The 19,094-nt window shown below is 62.1% G+C and carries 16 protein-coding genes and 1 pseudogene; 11 read left to right on the top strand and 6 right to left on the bottom strand.

Annotated elements, in window-relative coordinates:
* Window positions 1-24 precede the first annotated feature (24 nt).
* A complete protein-coding gene (gene dprA / locus IPP03_13085) occupies window positions 25-1,101 on the bottom strand; it encodes a DNA-protecting protein DprA (protein MBL0353533.1) in 1,077 nt (358 codons plus the stop codon).
* Window positions 1,098-2,138, bottom strand: a complete 1,041-nt coding sequence (locus IPP03_13080; GenBank protein MBL0353532.1) for a LysM peptidoglycan-binding domain-containing protein — start codon at window positions 2,136-2,138, stop codon at window positions 1,098-1,100. Before IPP03_13080 ends, dprA begins: the two co-directional genes overlap by 4 nt.
* 142 nt (window positions 2,139-2,280) lie before the next feature.
* On the opposite strand from IPP03_13080, the gene def reads away from it, so the two are divergent.
* From def to htpX, 3 genes and pseudogenes are all read left to right on the top strand, one after another.
* A complete protein-coding gene (gene def, locus IPP03_13075; protein ID MBL0353531.1) occupies window positions 2,281-2,784 on the top strand; it encodes a peptide deformylase in 504 nt (167 codons plus the stop codon).
* Window positions 2,781-3,704: a methionyl-tRNA formyltransferase gene (locus IPP03_13070; protein MBL0353530.1), complete on the top strand. Its 924-nt coding sequence runs from the start codon at window positions 2,781-2,783 to the stop codon at window positions 3,702-3,704. Before def ends, IPP03_13070 begins: the two co-directional genes overlap by 4 nt.
* 58 nt (window positions 3,705-3,762) lie before the next feature.
* Window positions 3,763-4,601 (top strand): annotated as a pseudogene (htpX, locus tag IPP03_13065) (zinc metalloprotease HtpX).
* Here htpX and IPP03_13060 read toward each other — a convergent pair.
* Together IPP03_13060 and IPP03_13055 are read right to left on the bottom strand one after the other, a co-directional pair.
* Window positions 4,573-4,989, bottom strand: coding sequence for an S-adenosylmethionine decarboxylase (locus IPP03_13060; protein ID MBL0353529.1), 417 nt, complete (start codon window positions 4,987-4,989; stop codon window positions 4,573-4,575). The pseudogene htpX and the gene IPP03_13060 sit on opposite strands and share 29 nt — an antisense overlap.
* A gap of 9 nt (window positions 4,990-4,998) precedes the next feature.
* A complete protein-coding gene (locus tag IPP03_13055) occupies window positions 4,999-5,886 on the bottom strand; it encodes a S1/P1 nuclease (protein MBL0353528.1) in 888 nt (295 codons plus the stop codon).
* Between the two features lie 34 nt (window positions 5,887-5,920).
* Between IPP03_13055 and rsmB the strand changes: the two genes are divergently transcribed.
* From rsmB to IPP03_13015, 8 genes are all read left to right on the top strand, one after another.
* The gene (rsmB, locus tag IPP03_13050; protein ID MBL0353527.1) at window positions 5,921-7,180 is read left to right on the top strand and encodes a 16S rRNA (cytosine(967)-C(5))-methyltransferase RsmB; all 1,260 of its coding nucleotides are present in this window, start codon (window positions 5,921-5,923) and stop codon (window positions 7,178-7,180) included.
* A complete protein-coding gene (locus IPP03_13045) occupies window positions 7,143-7,748 on the top strand; it encodes a DUF4390 domain-containing protein (GenBank protein ID MBL0353526.1) in 606 nt (201 codons plus the stop codon). Before rsmB ends, IPP03_13045 begins: the two co-directional genes overlap by 38 nt.
* On the top strand, window positions 7,706-9,901 hold the full coding sequence (locus IPP03_13040) for a HAMP domain-containing protein (GenBank protein ID MBL0353525.1): 2,196 nt from the start codon (window positions 7,706-7,708) through the stop codon (window positions 9,899-9,901). The genes IPP03_13045 and IPP03_13040 overlap by 43 nt, the downstream gene beginning before the upstream one ends.
* The gene (locus tag IPP03_13035) at window positions 9,879-11,144 is read left to right on the top strand and encodes a sigma-54-dependent Fis family transcriptional regulator (protein MBL0353524.1); all 1,266 of its coding nucleotides are present in this window, start codon (window positions 9,879-9,881) and stop codon (window positions 11,142-11,144) included. Before IPP03_13040 ends, IPP03_13035 begins: the two co-directional genes overlap by 23 nt.
* Window positions 11,145-11,180: 36 nt before the next feature.
* Window positions 11,181-12,614: a Trk system potassium transporter TrkA gene (gene trkA / locus IPP03_13030; GenBank protein ID MBL0353523.1), complete on the top strand. Its 1,434-nt coding sequence runs from the start codon at window positions 11,181-11,183 to the stop codon at window positions 12,612-12,614.
* A 10-nt stretch (window positions 12,615-12,624) separates the two neighbouring features.
* A complete protein-coding gene (locus IPP03_13025; GenBank protein ID MBL0353522.1) occupies window positions 12,625-14,079 on the top strand; it encodes a TrkH family potassium uptake protein in 1,455 nt (484 codons plus the stop codon).
* A 57-nt stretch (window positions 14,080-14,136) separates the two neighbouring features.
* Complete coding sequence (locus IPP03_13020) at window positions 14,137-15,204, top strand: uroporphyrinogen decarboxylase (GenBank protein MBL0353521.1); 1,068 nt, start codon at window positions 14,137-14,139, stop codon at window positions 15,202-15,204.
* A 281-nt stretch (window positions 15,205-15,485) separates the two neighbouring features.
* A complete protein-coding gene (locus IPP03_13015; protein ID MBL0353520.1) occupies window positions 15,486-17,471 on the top strand; it encodes a primosomal protein N' in 1,986 nt (661 codons plus the stop codon).
* Window positions 17,472-17,479: 8 nt separating this feature from the next.
* On the opposite strand, the gene IPP03_13010 is transcribed toward IPP03_13015, so the two are convergent.
* Window positions 17,480-18,184, bottom strand: a complete 705-nt coding sequence (locus IPP03_13010; protein ID MBL0353519.1) for an MOSC domain-containing protein — start codon at window positions 18,182-18,184, stop codon at window positions 17,480-17,482.
* 16 nt (window positions 18,185-18,200) lie between these two features.
* Window positions 18,201-19,094 carry an ROK family protein gene (locus IPP03_13005; protein ID MBL0353518.1) on the bottom strand — a complete coding sequence of 298 codons (894 nt, stop codon included), beginning with the start codon at window positions 19,092-19,094 and terminating at the stop codon, window positions 18,201-18,203.

Genomic DNA, 19,094 nt, shown 5'->3' with positions numbered 1-19,094 from the left:
GGCAAGACGTCTCTATTAATGGAATCAGGTGAGGCGCTGGTAGCGGTTGCCGGGAAGGGTGGCGACCAGGCCATCGAGCTCCAGCGTCAGTAAGTCGCCGAGCAACTGGTCGGCGCTGATTCCGGTACGGTCAACCAGGTCGTCCAGCGCGCAGGGGTCGTGGCCGAGTGCCTGGAGAATGTCGCTGTCGCCTGCTGTTGCCGCGACCTCGGGGACGTGGGGAGACCCTGGATGACCACCGAGTTCTTCGAGAATGTCCTGAGCCGTTTCGACCAGTTTGGCGCCCTGCCTGATCAGTCTGTGACAACCGCGGGCGACCGGGGAATGGATCGACCCGGGAATCGCAAAGACTTCGCGCCCCTGTTCGGCGGCAAGACGAGCGGTGATCAGCGAGCCGCTCTCCAGTGCAGCCTCGACAACCAGCACACCTCGTGCCAAGCCCGAGATGATGCGGTTGCGACGCGGAAAGTTGGCGGCGATGGCGGGCGTGCCGAGCGGAAATTCGGACACGATGGTCCCTTGCTGCGCAATCGCCATTGCGAGTTCCTTGTTGCGCGCGGGGTAGACGCGGTCGGCGCCGGTCCCGATGACGGCGATGGTGCCACCTTCAGCGGCGAGGGCGCCACGATGGGCGGCGGCGTCGATCCCGAGGGCAAGACCGCTGACGATCACCAGACCTCTGGCGGCAAGCGTTCTGGCAAATATCTCGGCCGTCCGCAGGCCTTGGGGCGTTGCGTTGCGGCTGCCGACGATGGCGAGGCCACGGTTATGGAGCAGGGCGGGATTGCCGCGAACATAGAGGATGCTGGGCGGATCGGGAATCTCCAGCAGCGATTCTGGATAGATTGAGTCCGCGAGGGTCAGGATGTGCTGGCCGGGCTGGCTGGCCCAAGCGAGGCTACGGTCGACGGCTTCTCCTGGGTCAAAATTGAAGAGCAGGTCGGCGCGGTCGCCGATGACGTCGCGTGCCGCCAGGCGCCCGGCGGTGAAGACGGCCTCGGGTAGACCGAAAGCGGCGAGAAGCTTGCGCTGCGTCTCGCCGCCGATACCGGGTATCAGGGTCAGTCGCAACCAGGCGGCCAACCCCTGCTTGTCAATCACGGGTTCCGTGCAAAATCACCTATGGTCACGGGCTTGGACGACTCGAGGACGAGCGCGTAGGAAACCCCGTTGAAAACCCGGAAGACGAATACCAGCGCGTAACGCTCTTCCGGAATCGGCGTATCGACACGTTGCATCGAGTCCTGATCGATCGCCTGGGAAATACGATTGCGGAACAAGGCGAGAACATGGCCGATTTCAAGCCCGTCGTTCCTGCCGCGGTTGAGGGTGACGATCGAGGCCCTACCACCTTCGCTGACTCCGCCATAGATCGTCATGACCCGTGCCGAAACCTGGTGATCCGGGCGATGCGGCACATAGGAAACAATATTGGCGGGCGGCGACGGCAACAGGCGGTCGCCGCGCATGATCTCCTCCTTGGCCACGGTAATCTCGAGGACCGCTGGTTCCCCTGGTTGCACCAGATTGGCATTGCCGAGGAAAAAGGCTTCGTAGCCGATGACGTTGCCGGTATCCGGATCGGTGAGCGGCTTGCCGGGACGGAAAACGTTCCAGCGTAACACGCTGGCATCGGGAATCCCGGTGGCAAAGGCTGGATCGCCATTACCCATCATGCCGCGGTATTCGGGCCCGGCGACAATGCGTGGCCCGCCATCGAGTTGGCCTTCCTCGACGACGAGTGGCTGGGACAGGAAGGGTTCGATCTGGTTTGGCGGGATGCTCGGGATCGCCTGCTGCGACGAGTCGGAGTAGATTTGAGGTTCGAGCTTGGTCGTCCCGATGCGGGACTTGACTGGCTTGCCGAGGCGCAGGCGCGGGGTTTTGCCTGACCGATCCAGGTAGACCACCTGTCCGGGATAGATCAGATGCGGATTCTTGATTTCCTCGCGGTTCATGTTCCAGATTTCGGGCCAGCGCCACGGCTCCTTGAGGAACATGCCAGAGATTCCCCATAGCGTATCGCCACGTACGACGACGTGGCGGTCTGGGGGGTTTTCGACGAGCTTAAGGGGCTCGGCGGCCGATGCACAAACGGCCGTCACGGCCAGGATGAGCGCGGATATAATGCGTACCATAGTCGTAACCTCGTGTGCCGACGGAACGCGGCGCAGCTTGCATGGTCTCATCCACGTCAGGCGAACCGGTTCCCTATCTCTGGAATTGCTTGAGATTCTGCACGTAATAACTTAAGCGGGCAAGCTTTTTTCGGTATATCCCATGGCTCTACTACCCATTTTGCGTTTCCCCGATCCGCGCTTGAAGAAGATCGCGGCGCCGGTGGTCGACATAGATGATTCTGTCCGGCGTTTGATCGCCGACATGGCCGAAACCATGTACGAGGCCCCGGGCATCGGCTTGGCGGCAACACAGGTCGACGTTCACAATCAGATCGTCGTGATTGACATTTCGGAAGGAAGGAATGAACTGCTCGCCCTGATCAATCCGCACATCAGTGACCTGCAAGGGCAACAGGAGGGCGAGGAGGGCTGCCTGTCGGTGCCCGGGATCTATGAAAAGGTCGAACGTGCCGAGCGGGTGAGCGTCCACTTTCAGGACGGCGAGGGCCAGCATCAGACCCTGGTTGCCGAAGGCCTGCTCGCTGTTTGCATCCAGCATGAGCTGGATCATCTGAATGGAACGGTTTTCGTCGATCATCTGTCGCAGTTGAAGCAGACACGCATCAGGAACAAGCTCGCCAAACAGGCCCGGATCACCGCATGAGAGTGGTCTTCGCCGGGACCCCCGGTTTTTCCGCGTTGGCAATGCAGGCAATCCTGGCGGCGGGACACGAGGTATGCCTGGTCCTAACCCAGCCAGACCGGCCGGCGGGGCGGGGCATGAGCCTGCGGCCTTCGGCTGTCAAGCGGCTGGCCGTGGAGCGTGGCATCGAGGTGTTTCAGCCGCTGACATTGAAGGAGGCTGGGGCGCAGGCGAGGCTCGCCGCCGATCTGCCGGACGTTATGGTGGTCGCTGCCTACGGTCTCATCTTGCCGCAGGCCGTGCTCGACACTCCGCGCTTCGGCTGCATCAATATCCATGCCTCGCTGCTGCCGCGCTGGCGCGGGGCGGCGCCAATCCAGCGCGCGCTGCTTGCCGGCGATCGAGAAACGGGTGTCTGCATCATGCAGATGGAGTCGGGCCTCGATACCGGGCCGCTTCTGCTACAGAGTGCCTGTGCGATCGAACCTGGCGACACGTGTGGGACGTTGCACGACCGTCTCGCTAACCTTGGTGCGCGACTGGTGGTCGAGGCTCTGGCCGGATTGCCCTTGCCGGCGGCTGCGCAAGCCACGGAGGGCATGACCTACGCACTCAAGGTCGAGAAGTCGGAGGCGCTTGTCGACTGGTCGAAGAATGCGTGGGATGTGGATCGCCAACTCCGTGCCTTCAATCCGTTTCCCGGGGCCCAGGCCAGCCTCGGTGGACAGGCTGTGAAGCTGTGGCATGCCATATCGGTTGGTGGTTCGGGTGAAACTGGGCGGATATTGAGTGTCGACCGCAACAGCATTGTCGTTGCCTGCGGCAGCGGTGCATTGGCGATCAGCGAATTGCAGAAGGCGGGAGGCAAGCGCTTGGCAGTTCGTGAGTTTCTGGCCGGACATCCCCTCAAGGCGGGTGACCGCTTCGATCCGCCGGCTTGAAAATTGCCGTGGCACCAATATCTATCGGCTGACGCGCTTGCTTCAAGGAGGGTTCACGATGTTCAACTGGGTCAAGACAACGATGCTGATGGCCGCGATCATGGCGCTGTTTGGCGTGGTAGGCGGCATGATCGGCGGCAAATCGGGCATGTTGCTGGCGCTCGTTTTCGGCGGCGCGATGAATGTCTTCTCCTACTAGTTCTCCGACAAGATGGTGTTGAAGATGTACAACGCCCAGGAAGTCGACGAGACGAGCGCGCCCCAGTTTTACGGCATGGTGCGCGAACTGGCGCAGCGGGCCGGTCTGCCGATGCCACGGGTTTATTTGATCGATGAGGATCAGCCGAATGCCTTCGCCACAGGCCGCAATCCGGACCATGCCGCTGTCGCGGCGACGACCGGCATCCTGCAACTGTTGTCGGCGCGCGAGCTGCGCGGCGTCATGGCCCATGAACTGGCGCACGTTGCCCATCGCGACATTCTGATTTTGACAGTCTCGGCGATCATGGCCGGGACGATTTCAGCGCTCGCCAATTTCACGATGTTTTTCGGCGGGCGCGGCGAGGACGGGCGTCCCGCCAGCCCGCTGGCCGGCATTGCCGTTGCCCTGTTGGCGCCGCTGGCCTGATCCAGATGGCAATCTCGCGTGCCCGCGAGTACGAAGCCGACCGCGGCGGCACGGAAGTCAGCGGCGACCCGCATGCCTTGGCCGACGCGCTGGCGAAGATTCAGATGTACGCGGAGGGCCGGATTCCGATGGCGCCGGCGGAGGCGCATCCGGAAACGGCGCAAATGATGATCCTCAACCCCCTTTCAGGCGGCGGGATCAGTAGCCTGTTTTCGACGCACCCACCGACCGAGGAAAGGATTACACGCCTGCGGGCGATGGCGCGCTAGGGTCGGGGAGCGCCTGCAGGCAGCCCCTCGCGATCTCTTTCGTTTCCAGCCGTCCCGGGGAGAAGGCTGCGATGATGTCGGTGAACAGCGCGTGGGCGCGACTACTGTTGTCGGCACTGAAGTTGCAGACATAGACGTCGAGTGTTACGCCGGCGATTTCCGGCCAAGTATGGACCGCCAGGTGCGATTCAGCCAGCACGACGGTGCCGGTGACACCCGCAGGATTGCCCGCCGAATCACGGAAAGCGTGGAAGAGGCGACCGACGACCGTCAGCCCATTTCTCGAGCATGCCGCCACACAAAAGGCTTCAAGTGGCAGGGCGGCGAACAGGAAGTCGGCCGGGCAGCGGCAGTCAAGGAGGTCGGCGATCAGGTGCAGGCCATTCATGGCGTGATTCTATTGCGTTTCACGTGAAACGCGAGCGCTGATGCTCGCCTCGAGCAGCCATCCGAGCCGGTAGCCGGCGTCGACCAGGCGCCGTTCCGCAATTGCGCGCGCCTGTTGGTCGAAGTCTTCGGTGATGATTGGCAGGATGCTGCCAATGGCGTCCGGGTAAGCCGAAGCCAGCAGGCGGTTGCTCTCTTCCCGCCACAGGGCAACCTTGCCCTGGCGCGGCGGGGGATATTTGGCGATCAGGCGCTGCGCCTTTTCTTCCAGTCGCTGGCCGCGTAGCCAGGGCGGGCCGGGTAGGTCGTCCCAGTAAATGTGCAGGTTAGTAAAGGGGAGGCGCTTGTTGAACGGGTTCTCGATCTTGATCGCGGTTCCGCCTTCGTCATCGGCGCGGCCGACGTGCAGTGGCTGGTGGATGTCGGCTATCAGATGTATTAGCCAGGGGAGAGCATGGGAAATTTCGCCAATTTTCGTAGTCGACCGCAACAGGTGACCGAGACGGTCGATTTGCCGGTCCACCTCTCCCCTTGCGGGCTTTCCCCGATCGTCGACATCGACATAATGCCAGTTCTTGTGACGCGCGCTGTCGGGAAAGCCGGGGAGCCGTGGGGAGGCGTCGTCCTCCCGCCCGTCGTGAAAACGTGGATCGTTGCGGATGTCATCGGGCCAGGTCGCGGCCTCGAAGAAAATCTTCGCGGGCTCGGCTGAACGCGCCTTGCGGACCCAGCGTTCATGGTCCGGGTGGCGGCGGAGAGCCAGCGTAACGAAATCGCGGCTGGGTGGCGAGAGCTGTTGCCAGGCAATAGCCGCCACCAACCGATGACCGGCAGCGTTCCACGCTTGGGCAAAGTGCGGAAAAAGCAGGAAAAGCAGGGCGATGAGATACGGACGCATCGCGCCATTATGCCGCGTGCGATAATTGCCGCCAATGTCCGATCTGCCCGTCACCTCTCTGGGCTTCGCTTTCGTCCAAGCAGCCCGCGTCAACTCCGCTGTCTTCGCGGGGCAGAGCCTCGCCAGCGGACTGCTCGCGCGCGTCGATGCCGTCGCTCGCCCGGCGGTGCAGGACCTCGTTTATGGCAGCCTGCGCTGTTATGGGCGCGGTGACTTCTTCCTGAGCCAACTTCTTGCCAGTCCGCTGGCGGCCGACGAGATTCGGGCGCTGCTGTTGGTTGCGCTCTATCGACTCGAATCACGGCCAGACGCGGTCCACATGGTTGTCGATCAGGCCGTTGCGGCAGCCGGTGAAATGGCGGAGGGGCGTTTTCGTGGGCTGGTCAATGGCGTGCTGCGCAATTTCCTACGCCAACAGGAAGCATTGCATGCAGCGTTGGCGACCGATGCCGCGGCGCAGGCGCAGCATCCAGACTGGTGGCTCGCGCGGCTTCAGAAGGCGTGGCCCGGGGATTGGCAGGCCATCGTTGCCGCCGGCAATGCGCCGCCGCCGATGGCCTTGCGGGTCAATCGCCGTCGCATTACGCGTGAAGAATACCTGGAACGGCTGGCGGCGGATGGGATCGTCGCGACGCCGGTTGGCGAAGTGGGGCTCGCGCTCGCCAAGCCGCGCCCTGTCGAGCGGCTGCCCGGCTTCGCGGCCGGTCTGGTTTCGATACAGGATCCTGGGGCGCAACTGGCGGCGATCTTGCTCGACCCGTTACCTGGAAGCCGTGTTCTCGACGCCTGTGCCGCACCGGGCGGCAAGACGGCGCATCTACTGGAGCGGACCGATCTCGATCTGCTGGCGCTCGACGTGAAGTCTTCGCGATGCCGGCGCGTCGCCGAGAATCTTTCACGGCTCGGCCTGCATGCCTCGCTCCAGGCCGCCGACTGTGCGCGACTCGACACATGGTGGGATGGTCGCTCCTTCGACGCGGTGCTCGCCGATGTCGCCTGTACTGCCAGCGGCGTCGTGCGCCGCAACCCGGATATCAAATGGTTGCGCCGCGAGGCCGACATCGCGAGCTTCGCGGCTGCCCAGTCGCGTATTCTCGATTCACTGTGGCGGGTCGTGCGGCGCGGGGGTAAACTGCTATATGTGACCTGCTCCGTTTTCCCCGAGGAGAACGGCGAGCAGATCAATCGCTTCGTTGCCAACCATCCGGATGCCCGTCGCGCCCACGAGGAACAGATTCTGCCTGCAGCCGCCCATGATGGCTTCTACTATTGCCTCCTCGAAAAGCATGCTTGAGCGATTCCGGACTTGGCTGGTCGCTTTTCTGGCTTTGCTGCCGGTGCTGGTGCTGGCGGTCGAGATCGAGATTGCCAATCCGCAGATTGCGGCGAGCGAGGACGGCTACGTCGTCTCCGCGGATTTCAGCTTCGAATTGAACGAGCGGCTCGAGGAGGCGGTGACCAGAGGTGTCGTCCTCTACTTCGTGACCGAATTTGAAATGACGCGACCGCGCTGGTACTGGCTGGACGAGAAAGTGGTCAGTCGAAATCAGACCCATCGTCTGTCGTTCCACGCGCTGACGCGCCAGTATCGCCTGTCGACAGGCGGCCTCCATCAGTCCTTCGATACCCTTTCGGAGGCGTTGCGTATCCTCTCGCGCCTGCGCAACTGGGTGGTCATCGAGGTGCGGGCCGAGAAACCCGTTGTCCAGGCCGGAGATACCTACACGGCCGCATTGCGCATGCGTCTCGACATCAACCAGTTGCCACGCCCCTTCCAGATTTCCGCCCTCGGCAACAAGGACTGGAGACTGGCATCTGAATGGACTGTCTGGCAGGCCACCTTGCCGGTGGAGGCAAGGTGAAGCGTTTCGTAGCTACAGGCGGGGCCCTGGCAGGAGCGCTGGGCGCTATCCTCTGGTTCCTCCTGCTGATGTCCACGGCGGCCGACACCGCCATCTTCACGCGACACTATCCGCTGCTAATCGGCTTAAACGTCATCCTCGCGCTCGCCATGGTTGGACTGGTCAGCTGGCAGCTACGCTCCTTGTGGCGCGACTATCGCGCCCAGGTATTCGGGGCCCGGCTGAAATTGCGCCTGATGATGATGTTCGGGGTCATCGCCGTGTTGCCCGGAGCGCTTGTCTATGGTGTCTCGGTGCAGTTTGTTACGCGCTCGATCGAGAGCTGGTTTGATGTCCGTGTCGAAAAGGCGCTGGAGTCGGGCCTCCGTCTCGGCCGCTCGGCGCTCGATTCGCTGCTGGCGGATCTGACCGATAAGGCCCGCGGGATGGCCAACGAGCTTTCGGATCTCAGGGAATCAGGCCGCCGCTCGGCGCTGTTGCGCCTGCGTGAGGAGCGGGGGGTGCAATCGGCGGCGTTGTTTTCGGTCGGCGGCCAACTGCTCTCCACTGCTAGTAGCGAGATCAGCGAGCCCTTGCCCGACCTGCCGACGCAAACCCAGCTCAAGCAGGCACGCAGCACGCAGGCCGTCACCACCATCGACGGCGAGGGCGGACGCCTCAATCTGCGCGTGCTGGTGCCGGTTGCGGCACGCACCGTGTTCGAGGAGCCGCGGATCCTGCAAGTGATCCAGCCCGTTCCGCCGTCGCTCGCCTATGATGCAGACGCCGTCGAGGGGGTGTACCGCGATTATCAGGAACTGCAGCTTGCACGCCAAGGGCTGACGCGGATCTATGCCTTGACCCTCACGTTGACCTTACTTGTTGCACTGTTCGGTGCCTTTGCGCTGGCGTTCGTCATGGCGCGCCGCCTGTCCGCGCCGCTGTCAATTCTCGCCGAGGGTACGCAGGCGGTCGCCGAAGGCGACTTCTCGCCGCGCCAGGCGGTGTATAGCCGTGACGAACTAGGCATCCTGACCCAGTCCTTCAATCGCATGACACGCCAGCTCGACGATGCCCGCCGCGAAACCGAGCGCAACCGCGCCGAACTGGAGTCGGCACGCGGCTACCTGGAATCGATCCTCGCCAATCTATCGGCCGGTGTTCTGGTCTTCGATCGCCATTCCGTCCTGCGGACGGTGAACGAGGGTGCACGCAATACGCTGGCCGACGATTTCACATGCCTGATCGACGAGGAGATTGCACACTGGCCCCGGCAGAATGAATTCGGCAAGTTCATTCGCGACAACTTCGCCCGGGTCAAGGATGTTGAATGGCAAACCCAGGTCGAACTCGAACGGGCGAATGGGATGCCCCAGATGCTGCTGTTGCGCGGTTCGCGCCTGCCGGAAGCGAGTGGCGGCGGCGAGGTGGTGGTCTTCGACGACGTGACGCGCATCGTCGCCGCACAGCGCAGTGCCGCCTGGGGCGAGGTGGCACGTCGCCTGGCGCACGAGATCAAGAATCCGCTGACCCCGATCCAGCTATCCGCCGAACGGCTTCAGTTCAAGCTGGCAGGAAAGCTGATGAATGGCGACAAGGATCTGCTGGCTCGCGGAACGCAAACGATCATCAATCAGGTCCAGGCGATGAAGCGTATGGTCGACGATTTCCGCGACTATGCCCGCTTGCCGCTACCGGAGGTTGCCGCCCTCGATCTGAACGCGCTGATCGGCGAAGTGCTGGGTCTCTACGAGAGTTCGCTGGCGGCTATTGAAACCAGTTTCGCCGGTGATCTGCCCCCGGTACTCGGGGACTCGACGCAGTTGCGGCAGATCATCCACAATCTTTTGCGCAACTCGGAGGATGCTCTTGAGGGACGTGATCGTGGAATCGTCCGCATCGCCACCGAGCGCGCCGGCCACCATGCGCGGCTGCTTATATCGGACAACGGTCCGGGATTTCCGCTCGACCTGTTGCCGCGCATCTTCGAGCCCTACGTCACCACCAAGGCCCGCGGTACCGGACTGGGTCTGCCCATCGTCGGGAAGATCGTCGATGAACATCAGGGCACCATAGAAATTAGCAATGCACCGGAGGGTGGCGCGCGGATCGACATCCGCCTGCCCTTGGTAATCGAGGAGGAGGACAAGTATGTCAATCATTCTGGTCGTTGATGATGAGGTCGGCATCCGCGAGCTGCTCTCCGAGATACTTATCGACGAGGGATACGATGTCCGCCTGGCCGAGCATGCCACCGCGGCGCGGCGGATACGTAGCGAGATGCGCCCTGACCTCGTCTTGCTCGACATCTGGATGCCCGATACCGACGGCATTTCGTTGCTCAAGGAGTGGCACGCCGCAGGCCATCTCAACATGCCGGTCGTGATGATGTCCGGACACGGAACGATCGATACGGCGGTCGAGGCTACCCGCTTCGGCGCCTTCGATTTCCTCGAGAAACCGATTGCGCTGCAGAAGTTGCTGGCGACCGTACAGAAGGCGATCAAGCATGACAACCTGTCACAGCGTCCGCCGCTGACCCTGGATGTATTTACCCGCTCGTCGATGGCCAAGGAATTCAGGCGGCGGCTGGAGCAGGCTGCCGCCAAGGCGCAGTTGCTACTGATCAAGGGAGCGACGGGTGGCATGGCGGAAATCTGCGCCCGAACATTGCAGGCGCCACGCTCGCCCTGGCTTGACCTGTCGGGGCTGAGCAGCGCCCTGACCACGGAAATGCTGGAAAAAGTCAGCGGCGGGACGCTATTCGTTCCCGACCTGGCGGCACTCGGCAAGATGCAGCAGATGAATCTGGCGTTCGCGATCGACCGTCTGGAAAGAATGAATCTGCGGCTGATCGCGGCCACCGCCACGCCGCTGGCGGCGCTTGCCGACGCTGGCTGGGACAACAAGTTGCTGACGCGGCTCGGCGACATCTGGGTCGCCATGCCGTCGTTGGTCGGGCATGGCGACGAATTGCCGGAAATCGCCGGTTTGCTGCTGACCAACTTTATCGAGCGCAGGGAGGTGCAGCCTCGCCGATTTTCGACTGGCGCGCTCAATGCCTTGCGCACGGTGTCCTGGAGCAGTGTTCCCGATTCGCACTGGAACGAGCTTTTTGCCCTGGTCCGCAACCTGGCGCTGACCGCACTCGACGCGGAAATTTCTGCGGAAGATGTCAGCCGGGTGGCGCCGCAGGAAGAGGAGGGCAGTCGGGAACTGGCGTCTTTGCTGCCACTGCTCGACCAGCCGTTGCGCGAGGCGCGCGACGCCTTCGAGAAGCTCTATTTTGAACACCATTTGCGGCTCGAAGCCGGCAACATGACCAAGCTGGCCGAGCGGTCGGGACTCGAGCGAACCCATCTCTACCGCAAGCTCAAGCAGCTGGATGTCAGGCTCGGCAAGCGTGGAGACGAATAAGCAAGCGAATTTCCAGAAACGAAATAAGGGGGGATCATGAAAATCATCATTCTTGGCGCGGGCCAGGTCGGTGCCAGCGTTGCCGAAGGTCTGGTTTCGGAAAAGAACGACATTACAATAGTCGATTACGACCGCGAGCGTCTCGCCCAGTTGCAGGATCGTCTCGACCTGCGCACGGTGGTAGGCAACGCGGCGGCACCCTCGGTGCTGCGCAACGCCGGTGCCGAAGATGCCGACCTGCTGATCGCGGTGACGCAGAGCGACCAGGCGAATCTTGTCGCCTGCAAGCTGGCGCATACCGTTTTCAACGTGCCAACCCGTCTTGCGCGCCTGCGTTCCCTCGACTTTCTGGATGACGCCGAACTGCTGTCGACCGCGAACTTCGCCGTGGACTTCGCGCTGTGTCCGGAACAGGTTATTACTGAATACATCGGGCGCCTAATCGAGTTCCCGGAGGCGCTGCAGGTTCTCAACTTTGCCTCCGGGCGAGTCAGCCTCGTTGCCGTGCGTGCCATCGAGGGCGGAGCGCTGGTCGGCAAGCCGATCAAGGATCTGCGCAAGCTCCTGCCGCTCGAGATGGACGCCCGGATTGCGGCAATTTTCCGCCGCGATCAGCCCGTGGTGCCGGAAGGCGGCACGGTAGTCGAAGTCGACGACGAGGTTTTCGTCCTTGCTGCCGCCGAACATATCCGTCCTGTACTGCGTCAGTTGCGACGGATGGTTACCCCGGTGAGGCGGATCATGATCGCTGGCGGCGGCAATATCGGCTTGCGCGTCGCCAAGTCGCTGGAAAAGCGCTACGACGTCAAGGTCATCGACAATGACCCGCGACGTGCCGAACTTGTTGCCGGTGAGCTGAACAAGGCACTGGTCTTGCTCGGCGACGCGACGGATGAGGATCTGCTGATTCAGGAAAACATCTCCGACATGGACCTCTTCATTGCCGTGACCAACGACGAGGAAGATAACATCATGTCGGGGAGTCTGGCCAAGCGCCTGGGCTGCAAGCGTGTTGTGGCGCTGATCAACCGTCGCGCCTACGCCGAGATGATCGAGGGTGGACCGATAGATATCGGGATTTCGCCGGCTCACGTCTCGATCGGCAGCTTGCTGGCCCATGTCCGGCAGGGCGACGTCGCCGAGGTGCACTCGCTGCGCCGCGGCGCAGCGGAGGCCCTGGAAATCGTCGCGCATGGGGACGCCAAGACCTCGAAGGTGGTCGACAAGCGGATCGATCAGATCGACTGGCCGCCGGGAGTAACGGTGGCTGCGCTGGTGCGCAACCTCGACAAGTTCGTGACTGTCGGCCAGAGCGAAAGCTGGACCGCGGTCACGCAGAAAGGCGAGGTGGTAATCCCGCACCACGATACGGTAATCAACCCGGAAGATCATGTGATCGTCTTCTGCACCGAAAAGACGGCGGTCAGGAAGGTCGAGAAGCTTTTCCAGGTCGGCTTCCATTTCTTCTGAGAGGCCGACGATGACCCGCTTTGCCGCTGTTTTCCGGGCGCTGGGCATGATAATCATGCTTTTCGGGCTCACCATGCTGGCGCCGCTAATTCTTTCCTATGTCACCGATGACGGGGCACAGTCCGCCTATGACGAGGGCTTCGCGCTGACCATGCTGCTCGGTGCCTTCCTCTGGGTTCGCTACCGCAAATGCACCCGCGAACTGAGTATTCGCGATGGCTTCCTGATGGTGGTCCTGGTGTGGTCGGTGCTGCCCGCCTTTGCTTCCATTCCTTTGATGATCCAGCTTGGCATCAGCTTTACCGATGGCTATTTCGAGGCAATGTCTGGGCTGACGACGACCGGTGCGACGGTCCTTTCCAATCTCGACACGCTGCCGATGTCGATCAATCTGTGGCGTCATCTTCTGGTGTGGATCGGCGGCATGGGCCTGATCGTTCTGGCGATCGCCATTCTTCCGTTACTCGGTATCGGTGGTCGACAGATGTTCAAGGCGGAAACGCCGGGGCCGATGAAGGACTCGAAGTTGACGCCGCGTATCGCCGAGACGGCCAAGGGACTTTGGCTGGTCTATGTCATCGTTACGGTGGCCTGTGTCCTTTGCTACTACTGGGCGGGCATGTCCTGGTTCGATGCCTTCTGCCATACGTTCTCGACGATGGGGCTGGGCGGCTTCTCGACACATGATTCCAGCTTCGGGTTTTTCGACTCTCCGGAAATCGAGTTGGTCGCCATTATCTTCATGCTGATCGCCGGCATGAACTTCGGCACGCTGTTCCTCGCCGCGCACGCGCGGTCGCTGCGCCCCTACCTGAAAGATCCCGAGGCCCCTTGGTTTCTCGTCGTCACCCTGACGAGCATCCTTCTTGTAGCGGCGTACATCTTTGAAGCGGGAACCTATCCCGAGTTTCTCACCGCGCTGCGCTTCTCGGCGTTCAATCTTGTCTCGATCGCCACCACGACGGGCTATGCGAATACGGACTATGCGCTGTGGCCGATGTTTGCACCACTGTGGATGTTATTTCTCTGCAGTTTCGTGACTAGCGCCGGGTCGACCGGCGGCGGCATCAAGATGATGCGCGCCCTGCTGCTGTACAAGCAGGTCTATCGTGAATTGATACGCGCCATGCACCCGAACGCGGTCTACAACGTCCGCATCGGCGGTCATGTCGCGCCGCAGCCGATACTGTTCGCGGTGCTCGCTTTTTCTTTCATGTACATGGTCAGCGTGGTATCGATGACGCTGATCCTGGTCTTTTCGGGTCTTGACATCCTCTCATCGTTTACCGCAGTAGTGGCGACCATCAACAATACGGGACCGGGGCTCGGCGTCGTCGGGCCGTCGACGACCTACGAGGTGCTGACCGACTTCCAGACCTGGGTATGCACTTTTAACATGCTGCTCGGCCGGCTCGAGATCTTCACCTTGCTGGTCGTCCTGACGCCCGCTTTCTGGCGTCAGTGACCGGGAGGCCGGAAAGGCGGATAATTCCGTCTTTCCGATTTTCCGGCGGAGTCCTCCGTGAGCCGACCCAAGAACGATACCTTCCTGCGCGCCCTGCTCAAGGAGCCGACTGAATACACGCCGCTGTGGCTGATGCGCCAAGCCGGCCGTTATCTGCCGGAATACTGCGAAACGCGCAAACGCGCCGGCAATTTCCTGAACCTGTGCAAGGCGCCGTCGCTGGCCTGCGAAGTGACGCTGCAGCCACTGGCGCGCTACGATCTCGATGCCGCCATCCTGTTCTCCGACATCCTGACCGTACCTGACGCCATGGGACTCGGACTGTATTTCGAAGACGGCGAGGGCCCCAGGTTCGAGAGGCCGTTGCGCGACGAATGGGAGATCAATGACCTCACCGCTCCCGATCCCTACGACCATCTGCGCTACGTGATGGATGGCGTTTCCGAAATTCGTCGTGCGCTGGACAATTCGGTGCCGCTGATCGGTTTCTCCGGCAGCCCCTACACGCTGGCCTGCTACATGGTCGAAGGGCAGGGTTCGAGCGATTTCCGCCACATCAAGGGCATGCTCTACAACCGACCAGATCTGCTCCATCGCATCCTGTCGGTGACCGCCGATTCGGTGGCGACCTATCTAAATGCCCAGATCGATAGCGGCGCCCAGGCCGTGATGATCTTCGATACCTGGGGCGGTTCGCTGTCGGCTGCGGCCTACGAAGAATTTTCACTGCAATACATGCGACGCATCGTCGCTGGACTGAAGAAGGAAAAGGACGGCCAACGCATTCCGAGCATCGTGTTCACCAAGAACGGCGGGCTGTGGCTGGAAAAGATCGCCGCCATCGGCTGCGATGCGGTCGGCCTCGACTGGACCATCGACATCGGCGAGGCCCGGCGCCGCATTGGCGACAAGGTGACGCTGCAGGGCAATCTCGATCCCAACGTGCTGTTCGCCGCACCGGATATCGTCGCCACCGAGGCGAAAAAGGTGCTCGACAGCTTTGGTCCGGGAAATACCGGTCACGTTTTCAATCTGGGCCACGGAATATCCCAATTCACGCCGCCAGAGAGCGTAACCGCGCTGGTCGAAGCGGTACATTCCCATAGTCGAGCATTGCGCGCCTAGTGGTCTCCGGCGGCGAATGTAACGCATTACTTATGCACAGATTTCACCAGATCAAGCAAGTTCTTGACGAAAGCGCTTGACAAGCATTGGGGTTTTTAAATTATTGAATTTGTGCGATTTGTTGAATTGACAAATTTTTCATCAAAGCACGAAAGTACCCAAGATTTTGCCACTTGGCGCGATCATCCGAAAGCAATCCACAGAGTTATCCACAGTTTTAGCGCGCCAGTCCACAGTCCCGGTTTTCGAACGGGTTCATCAAGTACTCCGAGAAGCCGGTCATGCCCGTCCTTCGTGTTGCACTCGACCTGCCGTTGCATCGCCTGTTCGACTATTTGGCCGCGTCGGCATCGCCTGCCGATGTCGGGTGCCGGGTTTGCGTGCCGTTCGGGAAAGGTGAACGGATCGGCGTCATAGCCGAGGTTGCCGACGATAGCGCCTGGCCGCCGGCGCAGCTCAAGGTAGCGGGTGAGATCCTGCGCGATTTGCCGCCGCTTCCCAAGGAATTACTGGATCTCTGCGAGTTTGCCAGCACTTACTATCAGGCTGCCTTCGGCGCGGCGCTCATGCAGGCGCTTCCAGGCGGGCTAAAGCGGGTCGCCACGCCGAAGCGGCGCAAAGGGCACGCAGAGACTGCTACGACCTTGGTTGCGCCAGCCCCGAACCTGACCGCGGAGCAGAGTGCGGCCCTCGGCGCCATCGACCCGCAGGCAGGGTTTTCCGCGCACCTGCTGCATGGCGTCACCGGCAGTGGCAAGACCGAAGTGTATCTTCGTCTGATCGAGCGGGTGCTAACGATCGGCAGGCAGGTTCTGTTGCTCGTACCGGAAATCAACCTGACGCCGCAGTTGGAGGGGCATGTCCGGTCGCGTTTTCCGGAAAGCACCGTCGTTTCCCTGCACAGTGAGCTGGCTGAAGCCGCACGCGAGCGCAACTGGCGTGCTGCATTTGCCGGCGAAGCAGGTATCGTTCTCGGTACGCGTCTGGCGATATTTACTCCGATGCCGCGGCTTGGGCTGATCGTGGTCGACGAGGAGCATGATGTTTCGTTCAAACAGCAGGACGGGATGCGCTATTCGGCACGCGATGTCGCGGTCTTTCGGGCGCGCCAGCATGGCATTCCGGTCGTTCTGGGATCAGCAACGCCGTCGCTGGAATCCTGGGCCAATGCCCAGAGCCGGCGCTATAGCTTGCTGACGCTGCGTGAGCGGGCCAATCCGGAGGCGAGGCTGCCGGTGGTCTGCCTTCTCGACACCCGAAAGATGGTTTTGCGGGATGGACTCAGCGAACTGCTGATCGCCGCGATCAAGGCGCGGCTGGAGCGCGGCGAGCAAAGCCTGGTATTTCTCAATCGACGCGGCTATGCACCGGTTCTGGCATGCGCGGCGTGCGGCTGGGTTTCGCGTTGCCAGCGTTGTGCTGCGAATCTCGTGCTGCACCTGGCCGACCGTTGTCTGCGCTGCCACCACTGCGGATTCGAGATTCGCGTGCCGAAGGCCTGCCCGACCTGCGGTAATCAGGACATCCATCCGTTTGGGCGCGGCACGCAGCGGCTCGAAGTCTCGCTGAAGGAGCTTTTTCCGGACGCGCGCATCGCGCGCGTGGACCGCGACTCGGTCAAAAGCCGGAAGCAATGGGAGATGGTGCTTGAGCGCATTCACGGCGGGGATGCGGACATTCTGGTTGGTACGCAAATGCTGGCCAAGGGCCATGACTTCCCAAAACTGACCCTGGTCGGCGTTCTTGGTGCCGACGCCGCGCTGTTCGCTGCCGACTGGCGGGCACCCGAACGCCTGTTTGCCCAATTGATGCAGGTGTCGGGACGGGCAGGGCGTGCCGACCTCGAGGGTGAGGTGCTGATCCAGACCCAATACCCTGATCATCCGCTGTATGCGGCGCTGGCCACTCATGACTACCCGGGCTTTGCCACTTCGCTGCTTCGAGAACGGGAGCAGGCGGGCTTCCCGCCTTATGCCTTCCAGGCCGTGCTGCGTGCCGAGGCTACGGAGATGGCGGCAGCCCTCGCCTTCCTGACCACCGCCTGCGCCTTGCCGGTCGTCCGTGATCACGGCAGCGTTGTCCTTTACGATCCGGTACCCATGAAGCTCTCGCGGCTGGCCAATTTCGAGCGCGGCCAGTTGCTCGCCGAGTCACACTCGCGCCCGGCGCTTCAGGCCTTCCTGCCGCGCTGGCGGGAAGCCATCGAAGCGATCAGGGCTCCGGCGAAATTGCGCTGGCACCTCGAGGTAGACCCGCTGGAGTTCTGAGCAGCCGATCAATCGCCTGGCGGTTTCACGTGGAACGTGGTCGGTTTGGGCGCCGGCTGATCGGGATTATTTTCCAGCCAGATGGCGCGCTGGATGATCTTGCGTTGCCAGTTCGAAGCGATCCCGGGGAGTGCCGCCAGTCCACGCAAGGCTTGCGCGGTTGGCCGGTGCGCGTGCCAGAGATCCATCGATGCGGCGAGACTGGGCGCACCAGCAGCGGCGACGGCGACTTCCAGCGCATCGTCGGGACTGACATTGCCCGGCTGCAACACACGGAAATACCAGCCGGTCAGCCGGTGTTCGGCAATGAAGACTACGATCCCGGCTTCGCCGAAGCGGGCATCGATTTTCCAGCACGGGGTGCGTGGCTGGCAAACCTGGATTCGGGCTTCGCCGAGCTGAAACACATCGCCGATCCGCACCTGCGATTCGTCGAGATGTGGGCTGGAAATGTTCTCGCCAAGGCTGCCCGGCACGAAAAGGCCAGCAATTTCCGGGAAAGCCCGGGCCAGGCGTGCGTAGTGATTGGCCGGGTAGAGATGGACCGCCTTCTCAGGGCCGCCATGAACGCTGCGGTCCGCCTGCTCGTCGCCTAGGAAGCCGGTGCTGGCGAGGAATACGCTGGTGGTGACCCGGTTTTTAAAAATACCTGTCGGGCGTCCGCTGTCGGGCAGCGCGGTGATCCTACCGATGAAGAGGGAAACATTGCTCAAGGTTGAAATTCTGCCCTCAATTCCACAGCCACGCGGCGCCACGCACTCCCGACGAGTCGCCATGTGCCGGCGGCACGAAGCGTGTGCAAAAAACATCGGAAAAAACGTGTGGACCGCAACAGGCTGGCAGGTTGCGATAAAGCCGTTCCAGATTCGACAAGCCGCCGCCCAGGACGATGACCTGTGGATCGAGGATGTTGATGATCCCGGCCAGCGCCCGGCCGAGGCGTGCTTCGTAGCGGCGTAGCGTAGCCTCGCAGGCGGCATCTCCAGCTTGCGCACGATTTGCGATTTCCGGTGGCATTAGAAATTCTCCGCCGTGTGCGCTGTGGTCACGCCATAGTCCCGGGCCGCTCAGGTAGGTTTCGATACAGCCGACGCGGCCGCAATAGCAGGCGGGCAACGGGAGATCGTCGAGACCAGGCAGCGGTAGAGGGTTGTGACCCCATTCACCGGCGATGGCATTGGCGCCGCTCAGGACATCGCCGCCAACGACGATGCCGCCGCCGACGCCGGTACCGAGGATGACACCGAACACGACTTCGGCACCCCGGCCGGCGCCGTCACTGGCTTCGGAAAGCGCAAAGCAGTTGGCATCGTTGGCCAGGCGCACCTCGCGTCCCAGAACGGCTTCGAGGTCGAGGCGCAGCCGCCGGCCGTTCAGCCAGGTCGAGTTGGCGTTCTTGATCCGCCCATCGCCAAGGGATTCTGCCCCCGGAATGCCGATACCCACAGTCCCGCGCTGGCCGAGTTCATTCTCGACCGCGTCGACCAGCGTGGCGACAGCCTGCAACGTCGCAGAGTAGTCTCCTTGCGGGGTGGCAACGCGGCGCCGCAGCAATTCCACACCGTTGCCGCTCAGCGCAATGATCTCGATCTTCGTGCCACCAAGGTCGATGCCGATGCGCAG

It is taken from the genome of Candidatus Dechloromonas phosphoritropha, assembly GCA_016722705.1.
In the GTDB taxonomy this organism is placed as follows: Bacteria; Pseudomonadota; Gammaproteobacteria; order Burkholderiales; family Rhodocyclaceae; genus Azonexus; species Azonexus phosphoritrophus.
This window is presented reverse-complemented; position numbering and strand designations above follow the sequence as displayed.

What these genes read in the sequence shown, in the direction of transcription:
- IPP03_13055 (MBL0353528.1), bottom strand. Translation starts at nt 5,886, where the DNA reads ATGCGTCCGTATCTCATCGCCCTGCTTTTCCTGCTTTTTCCGCACTTT.
- IPP03_13025 (MBL0353522.1), top strand. Translation starts at nt 12,625, where the DNA reads ATGACCCGCTTTGCCGCTGTTTTCCGGGCGCTGGGCATGATAATCATG.
- IPP03_13060 (MBL0353529.1), bottom strand. Translation starts at nt 4,989, where the DNA reads ATGAATGGCCTGCACCTGATCGCCGACCTCCTTGACTGCCGCTGCCCG.
- def (MBL0353531.1), top strand. Translation starts at nt 2,281, where the DNA reads ATGGCTCTACTACCCATTTTGCGTTTCCCCGATCCGCGCTTGAAGAAG.
- IPP03_13045 (MBL0353526.1), top strand. Translation starts at nt 7,143, where the DNA reads ATGGCTTCTACTATTGCCTCCTCGAAAAGCATGCTTGAGCGATTCCGG.
- IPP03_13035 (MBL0353524.1), top strand. Translation starts at nt 9,879, where the DNA reads ATGTCAATCATTCTGGTCGTTGATGATGAGGTCGGCATCCGCGAGCTG.
- IPP03_13070 (MBL0353530.1), top strand. Translation starts at nt 2,781, where the DNA reads ATGAGAGTGGTCTTCGCCGGGACCCCCGGTTTTTCCGCGTTGGCAATG.
- rsmB (MBL0353527.1), top strand. Translation starts at nt 5,921, where the DNA reads ATGTCCGATCTGCCCGTCACCTCTCTGGGCTTCGCTTTCGTCCAAGCA.
- IPP03_13080 (MBL0353532.1), bottom strand. Translation starts at nt 2,138, where the DNA reads ATGGTACGCATTATATCCGCGCTCATCCTGGCCGTGACGGCCGTTTGT.
- IPP03_13015 (MBL0353520.1), top strand. Translation starts at nt 15,486, where the DNA reads ATGCCCGTCCTTCGTGTTGCACTCGACCTGCCGTTGCATCGCCTGTTC.
- IPP03_13040 (MBL0353525.1), top strand. Translation starts at nt 7,706, where the DNA reads ATGGACTGTCTGGCAGGCCACCTTGCCGGTGGAGGCAAGGTGAAGCGT.
- trkA (MBL0353523.1), top strand. Translation starts at nt 11,181, where the DNA reads ATGAAAATCATCATTCTTGGCGCGGGCCAGGTCGGTGCCAGCGTTGCC.